At 53.2% G+C, this 20,468-nt stretch carries 15 protein-coding genes; 5 read left to right on the top strand and 10 right to left on the bottom strand.

The genetic code is table 11. From position 1 onward, the window contains the following. Positions 1 to 94 precede the first annotated feature (94 nt). The 4 genes from A3841_RS15895 to A3841_RS15880 form a co-directional block, all read right to left on the bottom strand. Positions 95 to 877, bottom strand: a complete 783-nt coding sequence (locus tag A3841_RS15895) for a phosphosulfolactate synthase (RefSeq protein WP_073853689.1) — start codon at positions 875 to 877, stop codon at positions 95 to 97. 6 nt (positions 878 to 883) lie between these two features. Continuing rightward, the gene (locus A3841_RS15890) at positions 884 to 2,281 is read right to left on the bottom strand and encodes a tetratricopeptide repeat protein (protein WP_073853686.1); all 1,398 of its coding nucleotides are present in this window, start codon (positions 2,279 to 2,281) and stop codon (positions 884 to 886) included. A gap of 65 nt (positions 2,282 to 2,346) precedes the next feature. Continuing rightward, the gene (locus tag A3841_RS15885; RefSeq protein ID WP_073853684.1) at positions 2,347 to 3,339 is read right to left on the bottom strand and encodes an NAD-dependent epimerase/dehydratase family protein; all 993 of its coding nucleotides are present in this window, start codon (positions 3,337 to 3,339) and stop codon (positions 2,347 to 2,349) included. Between the two features lie 36 nt (positions 3,340 to 3,375). Next, positions 3,376 to 4,125: a tyrosine-protein phosphatase gene (locus A3841_RS15880; protein WP_073853682.1), complete on the bottom strand. Its 750-nt coding sequence runs from the start codon at positions 4,123 to 4,125 to the stop codon at positions 3,376 to 3,378. Positions 4,126 to 4,371: 246 nt separating this feature from the next. Between A3841_RS15880 and A3841_RS15875 the strand changes: the two genes are divergently transcribed. From A3841_RS15875 to hpf, 4 genes are all read left to right on the top strand, one after another. Then, positions 4,372 to 5,511, top strand: a complete 1,140-nt coding sequence (locus A3841_RS15875; RefSeq protein ID WP_073853680.1) for an acyl-CoA dehydrogenase — start codon at positions 4,372 to 4,374, stop codon at positions 5,509 to 5,511. 151 nt (positions 5,512 to 5,662) lie between these two features. Next, on the top strand, positions 5,663 to 5,857 hold the full coding sequence (gene rpsU / locus A3841_RS15870) for a 30S ribosomal protein S21 (protein ID WP_073853678.1): 195 nt from the start codon (positions 5,663 to 5,665) through the stop codon (positions 5,855 to 5,857). 72 nt (positions 5,858 to 5,929) lie between these two features. After that, entirely contained in the window at positions 5,930 to 6,808 is an 879-nt protein-coding gene (locus A3841_RS15865) for a tyrosine-type recombinase/integrase (protein ID WP_073853676.1), read from the top strand. Between the two features lie 27 nt (positions 6,809 to 6,835). Further along, positions 6,836 to 7,135: a ribosome hibernation-promoting factor, HPF/YfiA family gene (gene hpf / locus A3841_RS15860; protein ID WP_073853674.1), complete on the top strand. Its 300-nt coding sequence runs from the start codon at positions 6,836 to 6,838 to the stop codon at positions 7,133 to 7,135. Positions 7,136 to 7,219: 84 nt separating this feature from the next. Here hpf and metK read toward each other — a convergent pair whose 3' ends face one another. Next, a complete protein-coding gene (gene metK, locus A3841_RS15855) occupies positions 7,220 to 8,524 on the bottom strand; it encodes a methionine adenosyltransferase (RefSeq protein WP_073853672.1) in 1,305 nt (434 codons plus the stop codon). Positions 8,525 to 8,782: 258 nt separating this feature from the next. Between metK and A3841_RS15850 the strand changes: the two genes are divergently transcribed. Further along, a complete protein-coding gene (locus A3841_RS15850) occupies positions 8,783 to 9,586 on the top strand; it encodes a phosphatase PAP2 family protein (protein ID WP_073853670.1) in 804 nt (267 codons plus the stop codon). 57 nt (positions 9,587 to 9,643) lie between these two features. Here the strand turns inward: A3841_RS15850 and A3841_RS15845 are convergent, their stop codons facing one another. The 5 genes from A3841_RS15845 to A3841_RS15825 form a co-directional block, all read right to left on the bottom strand. Continuing rightward, positions 9,644 to 11,005, bottom strand: coding sequence for a RagB/SusD family nutrient uptake outer membrane protein (locus tag A3841_RS15845; protein WP_073853668.1), 1,362 nt, complete (start codon positions 11,003 to 11,005; stop codon positions 9,644 to 9,646). Positions 11,006 to 11,017: 12 nt separating this feature from the next. Then, positions 11,018 to 14,020, bottom strand: a complete 3,003-nt coding sequence (locus A3841_RS15840) for a SusC/RagA family TonB-linked outer membrane protein (protein WP_235861460.1) — start codon at positions 14,018 to 14,020, stop codon at positions 11,018 to 11,020. A 469-nt stretch (positions 14,021 to 14,489) separates the two neighbouring features. Further along, positions 14,490 to 16,895 carry a prolyl oligopeptidase family serine peptidase gene (locus A3841_RS15835; RefSeq protein ID WP_073853664.1) on the bottom strand — a complete coding sequence of 802 codons (2,406 nt, stop codon included), beginning with the start codon at positions 16,893 to 16,895 and terminating at the stop codon, positions 14,490 to 14,492. Between the two features lie 386 nt (positions 16,896 to 17,281). After that, entirely contained in the window at positions 17,282 to 18,955 is a 1,674-nt protein-coding gene (locus A3841_RS15830) for an amidase (protein ID WP_073853662.1), read from the bottom strand. Between the two features lie 100 nt (positions 18,956 to 19,055). After that, positions 19,056 to 20,459: a RagB/SusD family nutrient uptake outer membrane protein gene (locus A3841_RS15825; RefSeq protein WP_083610393.1), complete on the bottom strand. Its 1,404-nt coding sequence runs from the start codon at positions 20,457 to 20,459 to the stop codon at positions 19,056 to 19,058. Positions 20,460 to 20,468: the final 9 nt, after the last annotated feature.

Raw genomic sequence — 20,468 nt, 5'->3', positions numbered from 1 at the left:
AACTGGTACTTCTATACCTGGTGTAGCTTCCTCTAAGACACAGATTGCCCGCACGGCCAAACCGGCGGGCAATCTATATGTTCAATGTTATACTTTAAATCTTCTTCCCCGCCTTCTCCATGTTCAGGAAGTGGTCGAACGTGTCACCGCGCAGGCCCAGGCGGATCGTCTCCAGCGGGATTACCTCGCTCGGCGCGATGTTACCCAGGTTCACGTTGGCGCCCAGGAGCTTGATGAACCATACCTGCTGCGCCTTCTGCGGAGCCTCCCACAGGATCTTCTCGAACGGCACCTGCGTCAGGATCTCCTCCACCAGGCCGCTGCGCACCTCGCCGGTGGAGCGGAACAAACCTACGTTACCTCCCTCGCGGGCCTCCCCGATCACTTTCCAGGCGCCGGCCTCCAGCTCTGCCTTCATCAACCTGATCCACATGTAGGGCGGAATGATCTTCTCGGCATCCTTGGAACCCACCTCCGACAGCACCGTTACCTGTTCTGCCAGCTTGGCGATGTAGGCGCATTTCTCGTCGTGCGGCATTTCCAGCGATCCATCCGACACCTCGGCGAACGTCATCTGGTACTTGTCCAGCACACGGCGGTAATCCTCGAACTGGTTGCGGGCGATGAACGCCTCAAACAAGGTACCTCCGAAATAAGTTGGGATACCGGCCGCCCGGTAGACATCCAGCTTCTTGGCAAGGTTAGGCGTAACGAAAGACGTGGCCCAGCCTAGTTTCACAATATCTACGTACTCTCCGGCTACCTCCAGGAAATCCTCCACCTCCCGTATGCTCAGGCCTTTGTCCATGGCCATGGTAAATCCACGCTCACGGGGCTTGGCCGCACGCTCCGGAATGCTCTTAAGGGTATAGTTCATCTGATTTTATTTGCGGTACTGATCTATTAATCGGGCTAATGCGCGCTGCGACTCCAGCTCAGGGAAGAACTCGAATAGCAGCCTGTGCTTGTCGAAGTCCAAAATTAACGCATTTTCCAGATAATTGTAAGCTTCGCGGTATTTTCCTGCAGAAAGCATGTAGGCGCAGGCCCTGTAATAGAGCTCCGCCTCCTTCGGCTGCAGCTCTATCGCGTTCAGTATGATGTCAGTGGCCTCCTCAAAGTTGCCCTGCTCAAAAAGTATAACCGACCAGTTCAGGTAGATATTCTTGTCGTCGGGGCGGATCTCGGAGGCGCGCTCGTAGCTCTCCAGCGCCGACACCACATGGCCTACGTGATATTCGGCACCGGCCAGGGCCACCCAGTAATCGGCACTGTCGTCGTACAGCTCCACGGCCTTCTTAAAAAAATGAACCGCCTCGTACCACTTGCCCTGGGCGTCCAGTATCACCCCGATGCCGAACCACGCCTCGTCCATCTCCGGGTCCAGGTCCACCGACTTCTGGTAGTAGCGCCGCGAGAGGTCCCACTGCTGCATCTTCTCGTAGCACTCGCCGATGTTGCAGTAGACCTCGGCGTTCGGTTCCCCATGCTCGATCATGGAGTTGAAGGCCTCGATGGCCTTGGTATACTCGCCCGTGTACACCAGGGCGTTGGCCATGTTGTTGTAGGCTGTAATAAAATCGGGGCGGATGATGGTGGCGTAATCGTAGGCGGCAATGGCCTTGTCGTAGGCACCCATCTTGTTGTACACGTTGCCCAAATTAAACCAGGCAACATACGAGTACGGGTCGTCGTCCACGAACTTCTGGAAGAACGCCACACTCTCGCCCACGGAATTCGTCACGTCCAGGCAATAGAGTATCTCCTGCATGGCCGCCTCGTTTTCGGGGTTCAGCTCCACGCACTTCTTGTAGTACTTCACCGCCGAGGCCAGCTTGCCCCAGGTCTGGTAAGCCAGGGCGATGTTGAAGTATATATCGTCGCGGTCATCGGCGTAAGCCAGGGCCTTCTTAAAGTAATCGATGGCATCGCGGAACTCGCCCCGCTGGGTATAGATGATGCCGCGCGTCAGCTGCACATCGGCGTTTTCCGGCTCTACCTCCGCCACCTTGTTGATCAGCACCAGGGCCTCCTCAAAGCTGCCCGACATGGCCAGCAGCTGCGCCTTGTCTATCTGCAGCTCCGTGGAGAACGGGTACTGCACCAGGGCCGAGTTACAGGCGGCCAACGCCTTCATGTACTCAAAGTTTGCGGTATAATGATCTATGATGTACTCAAAATCGGTGAGGTCGAAGAAAGCCGCTTCGTTGTTGCCGAGCATGCGCTCGTAACGCTGTATCAGTTCCAGCTCCTCGCTGTGTTCGTCAAAGTTTTCTTTCATCTCCGGTATCCAACAAGCTGCGCAAAACAGCCTTTTCCTTACTACATTTTAACGCTGCAAATAGTTTATCCAGCCCCCTGCAGACTGCTGACGGCCATTTGCCCCTGCAGCTCCCGGCAAACCCAAGCCACTGATTCTGAAACAGGTCTGAACTCTATCCCGATGGCCTTTCGGATTTTATTGTTGCTGAAAAAGTGGGGCTTTCGGGATACCCGGGCCGTGTCTTTGGTGATGAGCGGGCGGGCGCCGGTAAGCCAGGCGCGGGCATGCTCCAGCCGCCACACCACTTCGGCCAGCGCCGCCGGCACTCGCATGCCGGGCGCCTTCCTGCCGAAGCAGGCGGCCGTTTTCTCGAAGAAAGCCTTGTAGCTCATCCGCTCCGCATTCAGGATAAACCGCTCTCCGGACATGCCTGAGAACGTGAGGCGCAGCATGGCTTCCACCACATCGCGCACATCCACAAAGTTGGCCTCGCCGGCAGTATAGAAGGGGCGCTCGCTGTACACGTACCGGAACAGTTGCGTGCTGCTGCGGCTCCAGTCGGCGGGGCCAAGTATGATGGAGGGGTTCACGATGACGGCATCCAGGCCCTCGGCCACGCCGCGCCATACTTCCAGCTCCCCGAAGTACTTGGAGCTGGCGTAAGCCGACACCTCTGCCGCCGGGTCCCACTTGGCGCTCTCGGTTAGCACCTCCGCATGCTTGGGCCTGCCCACCGCCGCGATCGAGCTCACGTGGCAGAGCTTTATACTTCCGGCCTCCAGGCAGGCGTCCACGATGTTGGCGGTGCCCTCTATGTTCACCTGCTTCAGCAGTGCTGCGTCCTGCGGCGCGTACGACACCAGCCCCGCACTATGGAAGACATACGCTACGCCCATCAGCGCCTCGCTCAGCAGGGTCGGGTCCAGAATATCGCCCTCCACCCACTGCACCTGCTCTGCACCGGCCACAGCTGGCACCTGGCCGCGGTAAAGCGCCTTTACCTGGTGCCCCTGCCGCAGGAGCTCCGGAATCAGAAAACTACCGATCAGGCCACTGCCGCCCGTTACAAATACCATGGTTTGTGGAAGTATAAAGTATGAAATGAGGAAAAACTAGAGCTGCCTGTTGCGCAGCGGCAAGGCCAGCGCCTTTACCAGGTACTTAGACCCCAGCACCTTGTGCAAGGTAGCAATATGCTTCATGCCATGGGTATCGGTGCCCAGAAAATCGACGAGACCCTGCTCTACCAGCCGCTCAGCCACATCCCTGGCGCCCGGCGAGTAATAGCCCACCAGCGAGTTCAGGTTCGGCTGAAACAGCACGCCATGCTCCCGCAGCGCCACCAGTTCCTCAAACTTGCCATAAAAGTAAGTATACCGCTCCGGGTGCGCCAGCACGGGCTGGTACCCTTTGGAGCGCATCTTAAAGATCGTCTCCCGCAGGTTAAGGGGCTCGTTCAGGAACGATGTCTCGAACAGGAGGTAGTTCTTGCCGAAGGTCAGCAGTTCCTCGTCGTTATCCAGTTTATCGAGCAGGCCCTCGTCCAGGTAATACTCCGCCGCGCAATCCAGCTCCATCTCTATGCCCGCATCCGCTACCGCCTGCCGCAGCAGCTGCAGCTTCTCGCGGATAATCTCCGGCGTGTTTTTGTAAAAGTCGCTCATGATGTGCGGCGTCATGATCAGTTTGCGGTAGCCCAGCTCCCTCATCCCCTGCACCAGCTCCAGCGATTGCTCCAGGCTCTCGGAACCATCGTCTATGCCGGGAAGTATGTGCGAATGCATATCCGTGCCGAGCTCGCCAAGCGAGACCCCCAGCGCGGACTCATTCCCCCCAAACAGGTTCTTCAAAAACTGTATCATCTTACCCAAACTGATTCCGGTGGCCCTGCTGCAAAGGACAGCACAGCAAAACAAACTTCAAAATAACAGAAATTAAAATCACGGTCAAAATAAAGCTACCGCCACGCAGTCGCCTCTATTACATACGATTAAATATATATACATGATTGGTGCTCTACCCATATTTATATAGCTTTGTAAACAACGGATAGTGCAAAACCGTTATACTAGCTGCGCATCACCTAAATTAAGAACCCAAAACTATACATGGAATTAAAAACAACTGAAAACCAGCGCATGATTGCGGACATGGTCCGTGATTTCGGCGCCAAGCACATTAAACCTAAGATGCGGGAATGGGACGACTCGCAGGAGTTTCCGGTGGAGGTCTTTAAGAAACTCGGGGAACTGGGCCTGATGGGCGTGCTCGTGCCTACGGAGTATGGCGGCTCGGGCTTCGGCTACCTGGAGTACGTCACGGCCATCGCGGAGCTTTCCAGGATCGATGGCTCCATCGGGCTATCCATGGCGGCGCATAACTCTCTTTGCACCGGCCACATCCTGGCTTTCGGCAACGAGGAGCAGAAAAGAAAGTACCTGCCCAAGCTGGCCACCGCCGAGTGGATCGGGGCCTGGGGCCTGACGGAGCCAAACACGGGCTCAGACGCGGGCAACATGCGCACCGTGGCCGTACAGGACGGCGATTACTGGGTTATCAACGGCGCTAAGAACTTCATCACCCACGGCAAGTCCGGCAACGTGGCCGTGGTAATTGTGCGCACCGGCGAGGTGGGCGACTCGCATGGCATGACCGCTTTTGTGATAGAGAAAGGCACTGAGGGCTTCAGCGCCGGCCGCAAGGAGGATAAACTGGGCATGCGCGCCTCCGAGACCACTGAGTTGATCTTCCAGGACTGCCGCGTGCACAAGGACCAGATCCTGGGCGAGGTGGGCGAGGGCTTCGTACAGGCCATGAAGGTGCTGGACGGCGGCCGTATCTCGATCGCAGCACTTTCGCTGGGCATTGCGCAGGGCGCGCTGGATGCCGCGCTGGCTTACTCTCAGGAGCGCCACCAGTTCAACAAGCCCATCTCCAGCTTCCAGGGCATCGCCTTTAAGCTGGCCGACATGGCCACCGAGGTAGAGGCGGCCTCTTTGCTAACCTACCAGGCAGCCGACATGAAGAACCGCGGGCTGAACGTGAATAAGGAATCGGCGATGGCGAAACTGTTTGCCTCAGAGGTAGCGGTGAGGGTGGCCAACGAGGCCGTGCAGATCTTCGGCGGCTACGGTTTTACCAAGGATTACCCGGCAGAGAAGTACTACCGCGACGCAAAGCTCTGCACCATAGGCGAGGGAACCAGCGAGATACAGAAGCTTGTTATCTCCAGGGCCATGTTAAAGTAAAAAAGCGGTGGGAGAGGCTAATTAAGGTCTTTTCCCCTGCTTTTCTTGTGAAAAACAGGCAGACTGATAAATATTTAGCAAACAAGTTGATTATTAAGGATAAGATTGTTTAAATTTGCAACCCTAAATCCAAAGAGAAGCGAGGAAAAATATGATTATTGTAAACGTAAAAGATAACGAGTCTGTAGACCGTGCTCTGAAGAGATTCAAGAAGAAATTTGAGAGAACCGGTGTTTTGAAAGAACTGCGCTCAAGAGCGTATTTCGAGAAGCCTTCTATTGCTAAGAGAAAGCAAAAGGAGAGAGCCGTGTACAAGCAGCAAATGTTTGTAGACCAAAACTACTAGTATATCTAGCGATACACTTTATTTTTCCATACATTCGTAGACCCTGCCACACCCAGCAGGGTCTACGAATGTATGGATTTATTTTTCAAGTACCTGCAGTACGAAAAGCGGTACAGCCCGCACACCCTTACCTCCTATCACACTGATCTGGGTCAGTTTTCCGGTTACCTGAGCGAAGTATACCAGATTAACGATGCCGCCGAGGCCGACCACACCATTATCCGCTCCTGGATACTGACGCTGGTGCAGAACAACATCAAGCCGCGCTCCATCAACCGCAAGATTGCCTGCCTCCGCTCCTACTACCGGTTCTTACTGGCACAGGAACGCATCAAAGCAAACCCCATGCTGCGCATTAAAGCGCCGAAGAGCGGCAAAAAGCTGCCGGCCTTTGTGCAGGAGGAGCCATTCAATAACCTGCTCGACACCTTTACCTTTGAGGATAATTTTGATGGCCAGCGCGACAGGCTCATCCTTGAATTCCTCTATGGCACCGGCATACGCCTTGCCGAACTGATAAACATTGAACCCACCGACATAGCACTTAGCGCCAAAACAGTGCGCGTGCTGGGCAAGGGCAACAAGGAGCGCATTGTGCCCCTGAACGACTCGCTGCTGCTGGCGCTGGATGCCTACCAAGCTGAGAAAAGTCATTTTTTTGGTGATAACAATTCGGTAAAATTGCTCGTTACCAATAAAGCGAGGCCCCTTTACCCGAAGTTTGTTTATCGTGTCGTAAAAAAATATATCAGCTTGATCACTACCTCCGAACACAACAGCCCGCACGTCCTGCGACACTCCTTCGCCACTCATCTGCTAAACAAGGGTGCCGATCTTAACGCGATCAAAGATCTCCTGGGGCATGCCAGCCTGGCGGCTACCCAGGTTTACACGCACAATTCTATCGAGCAGCTCAAATCTATTTTTGAGAAGGCTCACCCAAAAGCATAATAAGTTTAACTTTTAAATGTAAAGCATATGAAGCTACAGATGCATTCCATCCACTTCGAGGCAGACCAGCAACTTGCTGATTTCGTTCAACAGAAAGTAAACAAGCTCGAGACATTTTATGATCGCATTGTAGAAGGCGAAGTGTTCCTCAAACATAACAACAAGGAAGGCATAGACAATAAGACCGTGGAGATAAAGCTGTTTGTACCGGGCTCTACGCTGTTCTCCGAGGAGGATGCCCCCTCCTTTGAAGCCGCCGCCGATGCGGCCGTAGAAGCCATGCGACGCCAGCTAAAACGCTTCAAGCAGAAGCAGATGGCTCACTAGGCATACTTGCAGCAGTATAAAAACAGCGCGGCCAGCTAAAGTATAGCTGGCCGCGCTGTTTTTATACTTGGGTATACTTGTGGGCTATAAGCCAAACTCCGCTTGTATCTTATCCACGTAATCGAGCTTCTCCCAGGTAAAGGTCTCAAACTCTCTTGTCTCTTTCTTGCCGTTCAGGGAGATTTCCACCAGCTTTTTGCCAGGCGTCCTGCCCATGTGGCCGTAGGCGGCGGTTTCGGAGAAGATCGGGTTCTGCAGGCCAAAGCGCTGAACAATGGCATAAGGGCGCATGTCAAACAGCTTGCTCACCTTCTCAGAAATCTCACCGTCGCTCATCGTGTTGCCGCTGGCGTCTTTTACCTTGGTGGAGCCATAGGTGGTAACGTACAGGCCCACCGGCCTGGCAACCCCAATGGCGTAGGCCACCTGCACCAGCGCCTGGCCGGCCACACCGGCTGCCACCAGGTTTTTGGCGATATGGCGAGCAGCATAGGCTGCCGAGCGGTCTACCTTAGAGGAATCTTTGCCGGAGAAGGCGCCGCCACCGTGTGCTCCCTTGCCGCCGTACGTATCTACAATAATCTTGCGGCCGGTCAGGCCTGTATCGCCGTGCGGACCGCCGATCACGAACTTGCCCGTTGGGTTGATGTGGTAGGTGATGTCTGAATTGAACAGCCGCTGGATGCGCTCCGGCAGTTGCTTCAGCACGCGTGGCATCAGGATGCTGTTCACATCCTCCTTGATCTTCTCCACCATCTGCCGCTCTGCCTTGTTTCTGGCTTCGCCGCTATCACCCTCCGCCTTCACAAACTCGTCGTGTTGCGTCGAGATCACGATCGTATCGATCTTCTCGGGCACGTGGTTATCGCTGTAACGGATGGTTACCTGAGATTTTGCGTCCGGGCGCAGGTAGGTCATCTCCCTGCCCTCTTTGCGGATGGCGGACAGCTCCTGCAGCAGCAGGTGCGAGATGCTCAGCGCAAGCGGCATGTAGTTGTCTGTCTCGTCGGTGGCATAGCCAAACATCATGCCCTGGTCGCCGGCACCCTGGTCCTCCGGGTTTGCGCGCTCCACGCCCTGGTTGATATCTGCGGATTGGTCGTGTATGGCGGAGATAACGCCGCAAGCATCCGCATCGAACATATATTCTGATTTAGTATAGCCAATGCGCTTGATCACCTCACGGGCCACCTTTTGCACGTCTACGTAAGCTTCCGTCTTCACTTCTCCGCTCAGCACCACCAGGCCTGTGGTTACCAAAGTCTCACAGGCAACCTTAGACTGCGGGTCCTGCTTCAGGAACTCGTCCAGAAGGGCATCCGAAATCTGATCGGCCACTTTATCCGGGTGTCCTTCTGACACAGACTCAGATGTAAATAGATAAGGCATTTTTTCTTTGGGTTTAGGTACAAAGTATAAACCAGCTGCCCCCCTTGGCAGCGGGTACAAAGCTAAGACAAATCCGCCATACTTGAAACTGAATATCAGGCCCGCACAGTTGCTTGTAACGTTTTATTGGCAAAAGGTTGCGGCCCAAAGTATACTTTCAGGGCGCCCGCCAGCGGAGAGGCAGCAGGTGCCCCGGCACAACCTTTTAAATTTGTGCGCCGTTCATCTACTCCATATACAACACTGAAATAACCCTGTATGAAACGTATACTAACTATATGCTACCTGATGACCTTTTTAACAGGCAGCGCACTGGCTCAAGACGACTCCCCCTATAAGACGAGCTTTAAAGTAGATGCCCCCATTATTGCTGCCGGCATGGGCCTGAGTGTCTATGGCTTGTCGCTGATGCAGGACAAGAGCGGAATGAGCGAGGCTGAGATTATGGCACTAAGCAAAGAGGATGTGAACGGTTTTGACCGTTTTGCGGCAGGCTATGATTCTGACAAGGCAAAGAAGCTCAGTGACTTCCCGTTTTACGGCTCTTTTGCAACCCCGTTTCTGATGCTGCTGAACAAGAACGTTGGCAGCAAAGCCGGTCAGGTAATGGTGCTATATGTGGAGACGATGGCTGTAACAGGTGCCTTTTTCACGATGACGAATGGCAGCGTGGAGCGCGCCCGCCCGCTCGTGTACAGTAACGAGGTGGATATCTCGGACAAGAATGACGCGAACGCGCTTAATGCGTTTTACGCCGGCCACACCGCCGCTACCGCCAGCGCCACGTTCTTCGCCGCCAAGATCTTCCACGACTTTAACCCCGACTCCCCGGCCAGGCCTTATGTATGGGCCGCCGCCGCCGCCGTTCCGGCCGCTGTCGGATACCTGCGCCTGAAGGCCGGCAAGCACTTCCTGACCGACAACCTGCTGGGCTACGGGATGGGCGCCGCCGCCGGCATCCTGGTGCCGCAGCTCCACAAAAAAGCAAACAAGCGCAACATCAGCCTGATGCCGGTTTCCGGAAAGTATTTTAACGGGGCGCTGATGACGTATACTTTTTAAGGTAAAAATAAAAGGCCTCCCATTTGGGAGGCCTTTTGCATTAACCGGATAGTACTATTAATATCCTGGATTCTGAGTAAGCAGCTCATTCACTGTTATTTCAGCTTGCGGGATAGGGTACTTCAACTGGTTTTCGCTTGTCACGTTAGGCAGCACCTCGATAGCACGCCCTGTTCTGATCAGGTCATACCATCTGTGGCCTTCCACTGCAAGTTCTACACGGCGTTCCTGCTCGATTTTTAACCTGAGACCATCCTGAGTTACTGCAACAGTTGGCAGCAATCCTCTTTTCTCCCTTACGTCGTTCAATCTTTCCAGCGCTCCAATAAGGTTGTTCTGCTCTGCACGGGCCTCAGCACTGATCAGGTACATTTCAGCAAGGCGGGATACAGTCCAGGCGTTAGAGCCATCCGCACTCAGGCGATACTTGTAAGCCATAAAGTAATCCACTCCTCCAAACACAATCGGCTGCAGGGTCGTGGCTTTACGCTTATCTCCATCTTCAAAGGCGGCAGCAAGTGAATTATCAATCGGCAACTCGAAGCGGCCGCCATTTGTATTCTTTCCTGTGCTAGGCAATTCTACGTTTGCGATCAGGAAGTACGGCATGGATGTTCCATCGTTAGCCGTACTATTCAGATGGAAGATGCGCTCTGCGTTAGACTTATTTGTGAAGATGTTATCGTAATCATCAGACAGCCTGAATTTCTCGTTCGCAATAACCTCCTCTGCCAGCTTTTCGGCCTCAGCATAATTTTTAGTAGCCAGGTATACCCGCGCTAGCAAAGCCTTAGCTGCTGACTTGGATACGTAAGAAGCATCTCTGAAATCTCCAGCGTTCTCAACAGCAAACTTCAGATCCTCAATAATGAAGTCCCATACCTCTTGCTCGGAGTTTCTTGCCACTTTCTCGGTTGTTGGCTCTCTCAAGATCGGCACGCCGCCCCATCTTGTAACAAGGCTGTAGTATCCATAAGCTCTCAGGTAACGAGCTTCTGCCATCACCTCATCTTTTCGGGCAGGACGGCTAAAGGTAGACTCGTCGAGTTTATCCACCGTCTGCAGGAAGAAGTTAGCTCTGTAGATACCCTTGTACAAACCCTGCCAGAAGTACTGCGTCAGCAGGTTGTTTGCAGAGATGCTGTTATCATCTACCTCACCATGCTGAAAAAAGGTAGCCCGGTAGGCCAGGTTATCAGCAGACAGGTCGTCGGTTAGGAAGGAGAGGTAATGGTAAGAAGAGGCGCCTCCCTGGAATCCATCATAAACCCCGTTCAGCAACACCTCTGTATCGCTTGGTGTAACAGCTTCCGGTGATATAGAGCCTCGCGGCTCTATATTCAATTTATCTTCGCAGGCAGACAAGGAAAGCCCCAGCAATGCCATGCAAACCACTTTTGTTTTTATGTTATTCAGCATTTTTCTCAACGATTAAAATCCAATGTTAACGCCTAGTGTAAAGCTTCTCAGCTGTGGCAACGTTGCCTGGTCGTTAGCGGCAGTTACCGCGTCCTGGGCGTTTGAGCTTACTTCAGGGTCAAATCCGGAGTATTCTGTGAAAGTAAACAGGTTCTGGCCTGTGGCATACAGTCTTACTTTTCTCAGGCCTACTCTGTCTACAACAGACGATGGCAGGGTATAGCCAAAGTTCAGTGTTTTCAGACGCAGGTAAGAGCCATCCTCCAGGAACCTGGAAGAACGCTGTGCGTTAAATGAACCGGCTGCGCCGTAAACCGCTCTTGGCACCGAGTTGCTTGTACCTGCACCAGTCCATCTGTCATCCGCTTCATCCTTGGCGATAGCATTATTGTTCGCGCCTGCGCCCAGGTTGCCCGCGCCGTCCAGTTCTTTCCACATGGCGTAAACCTCATTGCCTACACTGTACTGGAAGAAAACGCTCAGGTCAAATCCTTTGTAAGAGAAGTTGTTGGTGATACCTCCGAAATAATCCGGCACTGCGCTACCTACAAACGTTCTGTCTGCACCAGTCGTGATATCTCCGTCACCGTTGATATCTCTGAACTTCACATCGCCCGCTCTTACACCTTTTGCAAACAGCTTCTCAGGAACCTCGTCGTTAGACTGATAAACGCCCTCTTGCTCCAGCAGGTAGAAGGCACCTATCGGCTGGCCTACAGCCACTCTATTCACGAAGCCTCTGTCGAATGGCTCGTCGTTGTTCAGCTTCGTTACCTTGTTGTCGATAAAAGCGATGTTGAAATCCGTTGTCCATTTAAAGGCGCCTGTCAGGTTCTTAGTGCTTACAGCAAACTCAAAGCCCTTGTTCTCCAGCGATCCGATGTTCTCGGTGATGCTGGTATAACCGGATGTTCTTGGCAGTGGTCTGCTCAGCAGCAGGTCATCCGTTTTCTTGATGAAGTAGTCGGCACTTGCGCTGATTCGGTTGCCCAGGAAGCCAAAGTCAAGACCTACGTTTGACTGTTTTGTTTGCTCCCACTTCAGGTTTGGGTTAGGAAGCTGCGAAGGAGCGATACCAGACTGGTCGTTGTAGTTCTGTCCGCCGTTGATAAGGGCCATGGCAGCATAATCGCCAATACCCTCCTGGTTACCAGTGATACCGTAGCTGGCACGCAGCTTAAGGTCGCTCAGGAACGAAAGATCCTGCATGAAAGATTCCTGAGAAAGTCTCCAGCCAACAGATACGGACGGGAAGGTGCCATACTTGTTGTCTTCTGAGAACTTAGAGGAGCCATCGCGTCTGATAGCAAGCGACAGAAGGTACTTGTCTGCGTAGTCCAGGTTCACACGGCCGAGGTAAGACTCCAGAGCGCTTGACGTCCAGTTGCTAGTACCGCTAGGGATCTTAGCCGCTGAAGTGATGTACCTGAAGCTGGAAGAAGGGAAGTCAGTGCCCTCCACGTATTGTCTCTCTGTTACGAACTCCTGGAAAGTATAACCAACCAGAGCAGTCATGTTCAGATCGCCAAAAGACTTGGCATAGTCAAATGTATTCTCGATCAGGTAGTTGCTTGCCGTACCGTTACCGGCTAGGCCGTAACCTTTGGTACCAAAGCCCTGTCCTGAGGTGATGGGCTCGTACTGGAACTCCTTGTTGTTGTACCAGTCGCCACCAGCTGACAGTCGGTAGTTCAAGCCAGGAAGAATTTCGTAGTTACCATAAACGTTTCCGAAAACGCGGAAGATGGTAGTCTCATACTCAGGCTCCAGCGCACCCTGTACCGGGTTGTTCCGCTGCGTAGCGAAGTATGATCCGTCTTCGTTGAAGGCAGGCTGGTCCGGGCGGGACTGCAGCGCGTTAGGCCATGGAGCGAAGATGTTGTTATCGCCGATGATACGGTTGTTCGTGGAGCGGCTTACGCCCAGGTTAGTGCCGATTTTAATCTTGCTGCTAACGGCGTGGTCTAAGTTCAAACGCAGGTTCTTGCGCTCGTACTCGTTGTTGAGGATAATACCCTCCTGCTTGAACTGGGCACCTGAGATGTAGAATTTGGTTTTCTCGTCACCGCCCCTTACAGACACCTGCAGGTTAGAGATAGAGGCCGTGCTTCTTGTTACCTCGTCGATCCAGTTAGTATTGTAAGCGGGTGCTCCCAGCAGACCTATCGTCTTACCAGTATCATTCATATAGTTCTGACGCGCCTCGTTTACGATGCTTGTGTACTCTGTAGCGTTCAGGAAATCAACCTCTTTGGTAAAGTCCTGCACACCTGCATAGGCGTCAATATCAACCTGTGTTTTACCGGCCTTACCTTTTTTAGTGGTAATCAACACAACACCGTTGGATGCTCTAGAACCGTAAATAGCGGCAGAAGAAGCATCTTTCAATACCTCAATTGATTCAATATCATTCGGGTTGATCTCCGCTAAAGGGTTGATCTGCTGGTTACCGAAACCACCCTGGGAGATATCGCTGTTGGAAACAGGGACACCATCCACTACATAAAGCGGGTCATTGCCGGCAGAGATAGAGCTGGTACCACGTACACGAACGGATATACCTCCCCCTGGGGTACCTGAGCTCGAGGTTACGTTTACGCCGGCAATTCTACCCTGGATTGCCTGATCAAGGCCTGCAACCGGGATGTTCTGAATTTCGTCAGACTTCACAGAGGCCACTGAGCCTGTGATGTCGCGTCTTTCCTGCGTACCATAACCTACTACAACTACCTCCTCCAGTAGTTTGGTGTCGCTCTCGAGGGCTACATTGATTTCTGACGCGTTGCCAACAGGTCTTTCAGCTGCCAGATAGCCTACGAATCGGTAAACCAAGGTAGTCGCGTTAGCGGGAACATTGATTGTGTAACTTCCATCATAGCTTGTAGTGGTGCCTATCGTAGTACCTTTTACAAGGACAGCTACGCCAGGCAAACCTTCTCCATTGCTCTGATCAGTTACCTTACCCGAAATGGTCTGATTCTGCGCCCACGCCTGGCTAACAAGCGTTAGGAACATAACCAAACCAAATAATAGAACTTTTCTCATAAAGTTAGATTAGATTGATTGGTAAAATAGTTATTAGTTGTTTCCCAAATATAACTCTATGTTGCAACACTTTACTTCCTGCCCATACTTTTTTCTCGCCTTCTGCTGAACCAAAGGTGCTTTATCACGTAAAAGCAGGTCTTTTCTATATATAAGGTGCTAGTTCCTAACAGCTTGCGCATCCACTAAATTTTTATATAATTTTTCATTTACGGTGTCAGAACACAGGCAAATACATCCTAAATGGTGTGACTGTATATTAGCTAACCGCAATTCAAAATCTGTTGCTTTGAATGGTGCCTCCAGCACAAGGCGGAGCAGCCTTTTATACTTTTCAAGTATATCATCAGCACTATGTTTCTTTTGTTGCAATTGATGAAATCAAAAAAGCGTGTGACGCTTTCGCACCACACGCTTTTCTAGTTTAAAGAGGTAACGGTTATTTCTGCTCTTTCAGGTTTTCCTCAAATAGCTTAAAGATACGCTTATACTCGTCGGTCCAGCTGGCTGGCTCCGTGAAGCCGTGGTCTTCTACCGGGTACACCGCCAGCTCCCAGTTGTCCTTACCCAACTCGATCAAGCGCTGCGTCAGCCGCACCACGTCCTGGAAGTGTACGTTCGTGTCCACCATGCCGTGGCAGATCAACAGGGCGCCCTTTAGCCCCTCAGCGTAGTAGATGGGCGAACTCTTGGCATAGGCTGTGCTGTCCGTGTGTGGTGTGTTAAGAATATTGGAAGTATAGCCGTGGTTGTAGTGTGCCCAGTCGGTAACAGACCGCAGGGCCGCACCGGCGGCAAACACATCCGGCTCCGTGAACATGGCCATCAGCGTGATGAAGCCACCGTACGAGCCACCGTACAGACCGATGCGCTTTGGGTCTACGTTATACTTCTCCACTAGCAGTTTGGCCCCATCCACGTGGTCGCTCAGGTCTTTGCCTCCCATAAACTGGTAGATGCCCGTGCGCACATCGCGACCATAGCCCGCGCTGCCGCGGTAATCGATGTCCAGCACGGTATACCCCTGGTCGGCAAGGAAATTATGGAACATGTACTCGCGGAAGTAGGAGCTCCACCATTTGTGCGCATTCTGCAGGTACCCGGCGCCGTGCACAAAGATCACGGCCGGTCCGTTCTGCACTGCATTCTCCGGGCGGTACAGACGGGCGTATACATCCACGCCATCTTCTGCTTTAAAGGTGATCACCTCCGGCTCGCGCCAGTCGTAGGCCTTGAACTCGTCAGTCAGGGAGTTGGTGATTTGCTTTGGCTTCGCGTTCTTCTTGTTGTCCATCACGTACAGCTCCCACGGCTTGTTGCTGTAAGAGTAGCGGATGGCCAGTTTTTTCTCGTCCGGCGACAGCTCCACCTCGTGGGCACCGGCCATACTTGTCAGCTGTACCATCTCGCCGCCGTTTACCGGCATGCGGTAAAAATGCTTCTCGCCGGGGTGCACCTTGTTGGCTGTAAAGTAGAAGTGCTTTTTATCATCTGATAGGCGCGCATCCGATACTTCAAATTTGCCGCTGGTGAGGGCCTTCTTCTGGCCGCTATTCACGTTCACCGTATAGAGGTGCGAGTAGCCGCTCTCCTCGGAGTGGAACCACACGCGCTCGTTATCCGGCATCCAGCCAATGGCGCCGGGGCCATAGCTGATACCGGGGCCATTGATCCAGGCCTCGTCGCGCTGGCGGTCCAGCACCGTGAGCTTGGAGGTAGCCGGGTCCAGTTTCATAATCCAGCGGTCCTTGTTATCGGCAGAGCGGGCCACCACTACGGCATGCTTGCCATTGTCGGACCAATAGGTCCCATAGATGGCGGCAGCGCGGGGTTCCGGCTTTTTAGTTTTGCTATCGGCGGCACTGGCAGAGGCGCTGGCCTTTGCCTCCTGCTGCAGCAGGTAAGCGGGCTGGTCGTAGATGCCCTCCACCTCGTTCATCAGCACGGCATAGGCGGTGTCGCGCTGCGTATCGTACACAAAGAATTCGTAGCTGCTCTGGGCGTCGCCTACCTTGGTTCTGGTCTTTATATCCTCCGTATAGCCTGATTCTGTCACAAAGTCCGGTACAATGGCTACCTGCGCGTTTTTAGGACGGGAGATGAGCTGGTAGGTAATGAAGCGCTCGTTCGGCCCCAGCGTCACGCTGCTCACGATCTTCTCTTCCACATAGATTTCCTTCGGGCGGTCGGGGCTATCCAGCTTCTGCTGCTTCTCGGCGGCTTCTTTGTCTTCCTTGCGCTCGCGCACGATCTGCAGCAAGGCCAGCTGCTGCTCCTTCAGCCAGTCGCGTTGCGGGTTTTTGCCTTCCTCTGCCGGTTTGCGGCCTTTTTTGAAGTCCGTCAGCTGCACGGTTTGCCCGGAGCCGATGTTCCAGGCAAACAGGTTGCTGTCTTTGGTATATACTACCTTCTGCTCGTTGTGGCTGAAGGCGGGATTGCTCTCGCGCTCCACGGTGTTGGTTACCTGCTGCGCTTTCCCTGATTTTATATCATACAAAAAGATGTCGCCGTTCTTCTCGTACACTTTTTTGGTTTGGGCACGGTTGTACACGCCGCGCTGAGCCGGCAGGCTGCGGCGCTCTTTTGCGCTCACCTTCTGTAGGTTACGGCCGTCGGCGCTCACGCTGTAGAGCGAGTCCTGGCGGTTGCCGTCCGGGTTCCAGTCGAAGTATATCTTCTTTCCGTCTTCAGACCAGAACACGTTGCTCGGAGAGGTGCCGATCCACTTGGGGTCGCGCATGATCTTCTCCACGCTCAGCTCTGTTTTGTCGTTCTGCGCGTGCACATCGGCGCTGCCCAGCAGCAGCAATACCGCAAACGCCACAACTTTTCGTTTCAGTTGCATGGTTGGTTTATTAGGTTTAGGTAGTTTAGTTAAGGTTTGATCCTCAAAATAAAGTATAAACACGAAGTTAACAAAAAGCCACCCGCAGGAAGTTGTGCCTCGGAACGGTTATTTTATACTTCGCCGGCCACGAAAAGTATAGCGACAGTGAAGCAGCAGCAGGATATTTATACTTTAACCTGAGAGGCAGATTTTATACTTGGAAGCCGTTTCGTGCTTGTTGCAGCTGAACCAGATGCCCTTGCTTGCGTGTTTTCACCAGCAAGTATAGTAGCCGAAGTATAAATTGTTGGTGATAACACCAACAATGGCAGTGCGTTATTTTCATCAGCAAGTATAAGAGGCCTCTCTACACTTTGCGGCAGCCGGATTTACACTTTTATACTTCAGGATTTTTTCTTTTTGCTGAAATTCATACTTGGGTGCTGTTCCTCGTGCGGTGTTATACTTTGGTAGAACTGGGCAAAGCGCAGCAGTTCCGCCTCGCCGAATAGTTTCCCCATAAAGGTGATGGTGGTGGGCATGCCGTTCTTCTGGAAGCCCGTGGGCACCACCACGCACGGGTGGCCCGTAAGGTTGGTAACGACCAGGTTGCTGCTGGCAAACGATGGGCTGATGTACACGTCCACCTCCTGTAGCTTCTCCTCCATCTGCTGCACCAGCAACGTGCGCACGCGCTGCGCCTGCAGGTACTCCACGGCAGGTATAAACCGGGCGGTGCGGAAGATGTTGGGCCAGGCGTTCTTGTGCTGCGCCACCAGCAGGCTGTCGCGCCCGCTCCGGGTCAGCTCATCAAAGGCGGCCGCGCCTTCTACCGATATTGTCAGCAACAGGTCGCTTGCCGGCAGGTCTGGCAGTGAGAGGGGCACCAGCTCCACACCCGCCTGCTGCAGTGCATCCAGTGCCGCCTGGTCGTTTTGCTTAAAGCCATAATCCTTCGCGAAGTCATCCTTCAGGTAACCCACGCGCAGCTTCTTCGGGTTTATACTTTGGTTGTAGTTAAACGGCACGTCATACACCGATTGGTCTTTGCCGTCGGGGCCATAAATGGCATTGAAGACGATGGCGCAATCCTCGGCGGAGCGGGCAATCGGGCCGATCTTATCCATGGACCAGCTCAGGGCCATGGCACCGTGGCGGCTCACGCGGCCATAGGTGGGGCGCAGGCCGGTGGTACCCGTGGCCGTGGATGGCGACACGATAGAGCCCAGTGTTTCCGTACCAATGGCGTATGGGAGCAAGCCTGCCGCCACGGCCGCCGCCGATCCCGCTGAGGAGCCACTGGAGCCTTTGCTGATGTCCCACGGCGAGCGGGTTTTGCCGCCGTACCACACATCGCCCATGGCCAGGGCGCCCAGGGTCAGCTTGGCTACCAGCACCCCGCCGGCATCCTGCAGGCGCTGCACCACGGTGGCATCCTCGTCTATCAGCTGGTCTTTGTAAGGCGTGGCACCCCAGGTGGTTTTATACTTACGCGTGGCGAGCAAATCCTTCACCCCGAATGGAATGCCGTGCAGCATGCCTTTATACTTTCCGGCTTTTATTTCCCGGTCTGCCTGGCGAGCCTGCTGCAGCGCCAGCTCCTCGGTTAGGGTAGTCACCGCCTCCAGCGTGGGGCCATACTTCTTCAGGCGGTCCAGGAAGAATGTGGTGAGCTCTTCGGAGGTGATCTGCTGCGTGCGCACCAGCTCGGCCAGCTGCGGGATCGTATAGAATGCCAGTTCCTCGCGCTTTTTGGGCAGCTTCACGTTCTGCGGGCGCTCGGCCTCAAAGGCTGATTTCCCTGTTGGGAAAGTATAGCCTACCGGGATCGGGTTGAACATGAGCGCCGGTGGCACGCTGTTGGGCAGGTTCTGCTTGCGTATCACCTCATAACTCTCCCGGAGCTCCTCCAACTCCGAAACTGTAGAGTCGAGCTGGGTGTCCGTAAAATGCAGCCCGAGCACTTTCTGAGCATCCTGCAGAATGCTTACCGATAGTTTATCATCTGCCACCCTGGCCACAAACGCTCCCGACACAAAGCAGGCGGCACCTAAAAGTGCTATGGTTCTGTTCTTCATTTTATGGTTTAGTTTTGATGTCGACAAAATAATAGATTTTGGCAAAAAAATAAGGGGCAAGCTTAGTGCCCACCCCTTATTTTCTAAACTAAATCAACCGTTAATAGTCATCGTTTTGTGTGATGTTTGGATTTGCATCGATCTCCCCCTGCGGGATTGGCTGGATGCGACGCGGATCGCCTACAGGAATCAGTCTGGCTGCTGATGGATGTTCGCTGGTACGTGTAATTGGCAGGTTCAAGCGGGTCAGCGTGTGGTAACGATGCCCCTCGAAAGCCAACTCCTTTCGTCTCTCCTCCAGTATATCCTCTACTAACTGCCCGCCGGTAGAAGTATAAGCCTCTACGCCTCTTTCCGCCACAAGCATGTTCAGTGTCTCCAATGCGGATGCGTCATCTCCGGTTCTTGCCTGAGCTTCCGCCAGGATTAGCAACACCTCAGCGTACCGGATAACCTTTATGTCATCCTTATCGGAAGGATTCGTACGGTTAGAGTACTTGTTCACGATGTATGCTGGATTTACACCGCCGCGCTCGCCAACCAAAATTACCCCCAGACGCACATCATCTTCTGTGTAAGTATTATACAGGTCAGTCGTGGCTAAAATATCTCCGTAGCCGCCTTGGTCGTAGATGTTAGCCAGTGCGTTAGAGCCATTGTTGTCTATGGCATCTATAGATATCTCAAAGATGGTCTCCACCTGGTTAGAAACAGGAACAGGGTTCTGCCAATAGTCAACAAAATTCGCTGCAGACACAAGCTCATAGCCACCGTTGTCCACTACATCCTGGGCTGCTGTCTTGGCATTCTCATAGTCGCCCATGAACAGATAAGCACGGGCCTGCAATGCTCTAGCCGCATATTTGCTCATGTAAGAGGCATCAGATGCTCCGGCTTCCATCATTTCAAATGCCTTTGTATAATCAGCGATGATTTGGCTATATACCTCTGCCACTGTGTTGCGAGCAGGCTCTGCATTCTGATCAAACTCTGTCACGATCGGCACCCCTGCAGCATTTGGATCAACAGTGTAGGGCTTTGCGAAGAATTTAACCAGTTCGTGGTACGCTAATGCCCTTACAGCATAGGCCTCTCCTTTCAGTTGGCTTACTACTTCCGCATCAGCCTCCGGCAGCTCTGCATTAATCACTATGTTGGCGCGCAGGATAGTCTCGTAAAGGTTATTCCACATCTCCGTGGGCTCCGCAGAAGAAGCAGTAAGAGCGAACGTGTTTTGGTTGAGATAACGCCCGGAGTTTGTAGGGGCAATGTAGGTGTTATCAGCTAGCAGGTCGCCCAAGACCGGAATATTTCTACCAAACGTTTCGAATGTGCGCATGGAGGCGTAAACGCCGTTCATTGCGGCTTGCATCTCCTGCTCCGTCGTTATGGCAGAGCCGATTGGAACCGAAGCGTAGGGCTCTTTCTCCAGGAAGCTATCTTCGCATGAACTCAGCAACATGGTTGCTGACAGCATGGACATTAATATGAATCTATTTTTCATAAACGATTT

The sequence above is a fragment of the Pontibacter flavimaris genome, from assembly GCF_001907195.1.
GTDB lineage: Bacteria > Bacteroidota > Bacteroidia > Cytophagales > Hymenobacteraceae > Pontibacter > Pontibacter flavimaris.
Note: the sequence above shows the minus strand (reverse complement) of the source record. Positions and strands in the feature narration are given on the sequence as shown.

Bases quoted from the DNA above. Each gene is read 5' to 3' on its own strand.
- A3841_RS15895 (WP_073853689.1), bottom strand. From the start codon at position 877: ATGAACTATACCCTTAAGAGCATTCCGGAGCGTGCGGCCAAGCCCCGT.
- A3841_RS15890 (WP_073853686.1), bottom strand. From the start codon at position 2,281: ATGAAAGAAAACTTTGACGAACACAGCGAGGAGCTGGAACTGATACAG.
- A3841_RS15885 (WP_073853684.1), bottom strand. From the start codon at position 3,339: ATGGTATTTGTAACGGGCGGCAGTGGCCTGATCGGTAGTTTTCTGATT.
- A3841_RS15880 (WP_073853682.1), bottom strand. From the start codon at position 4,125: ATGATACAGTTTTTGAAGAACCTGTTTGGGGGGAATGAGTCCGCGCTG.
- A3841_RS15875 (WP_073853680.1), top strand. From the start codon at position 4,372: ATGGAATTAAAAACAACTGAAAACCAGCGCATGATTGCGGACATGGTC.
- rpsU (WP_073853678.1), top strand. From the start codon at position 5,663: ATGATTATTGTAAACGTAAAAGATAACGAGTCTGTAGACCGTGCTCTG.
- A3841_RS15865 (WP_073853676.1), top strand. From the start codon at position 5,930: ATGGATTTATTTTTCAAGTACCTGCAGTACGAAAAGCGGTACAGCCCG.
- hpf (WP_073853674.1), top strand. From the start codon at position 6,836: ATGAAGCTACAGATGCATTCCATCCACTTCGAGGCAGACCAGCAACTT.
- metK (WP_073853672.1), bottom strand. From the start codon at position 8,524: ATGCCTTATCTATTTACATCTGAGTCTGTGTCAGAAGGACACCCGGAT.
- A3841_RS15850 (WP_073853670.1), top strand. From the start codon at position 8,783: ATGAAACGTATACTAACTATATGCTACCTGATGACCTTTTTAACAGGC.
- A3841_RS15845 (WP_073853668.1), bottom strand. From the start codon at position 11,005: ATGCTGAATAACATAAAAACAAAAGTGGTTTGCATGGCATTGCTGGGG.
- A3841_RS15840 (WP_235861460.1), bottom strand. From the start codon at position 14,020: ATGTTCCTAACGCTTGTTAGCCAGGCGTGGGCGCAGAATCAGACCATT.
- A3841_RS15835 (WP_073853664.1), bottom strand. From the start codon at position 16,895: ATGCAACTGAAACGAAAAGTTGTGGCGTTTGCGGTATTGCTGCTGCTG.
- A3841_RS15830 (WP_073853662.1), bottom strand. From the start codon at position 18,955: ATGAAGAACAGAACCATAGCACTTTTAGGTGCCGCCTGCTTTGTGTCG.
- A3841_RS15825 (WP_083610393.1), bottom strand. From the start codon at position 20,459: ATGAAAAATAGATTCATATTAATGTCCATGCTGTCAGCAACCATGTTG.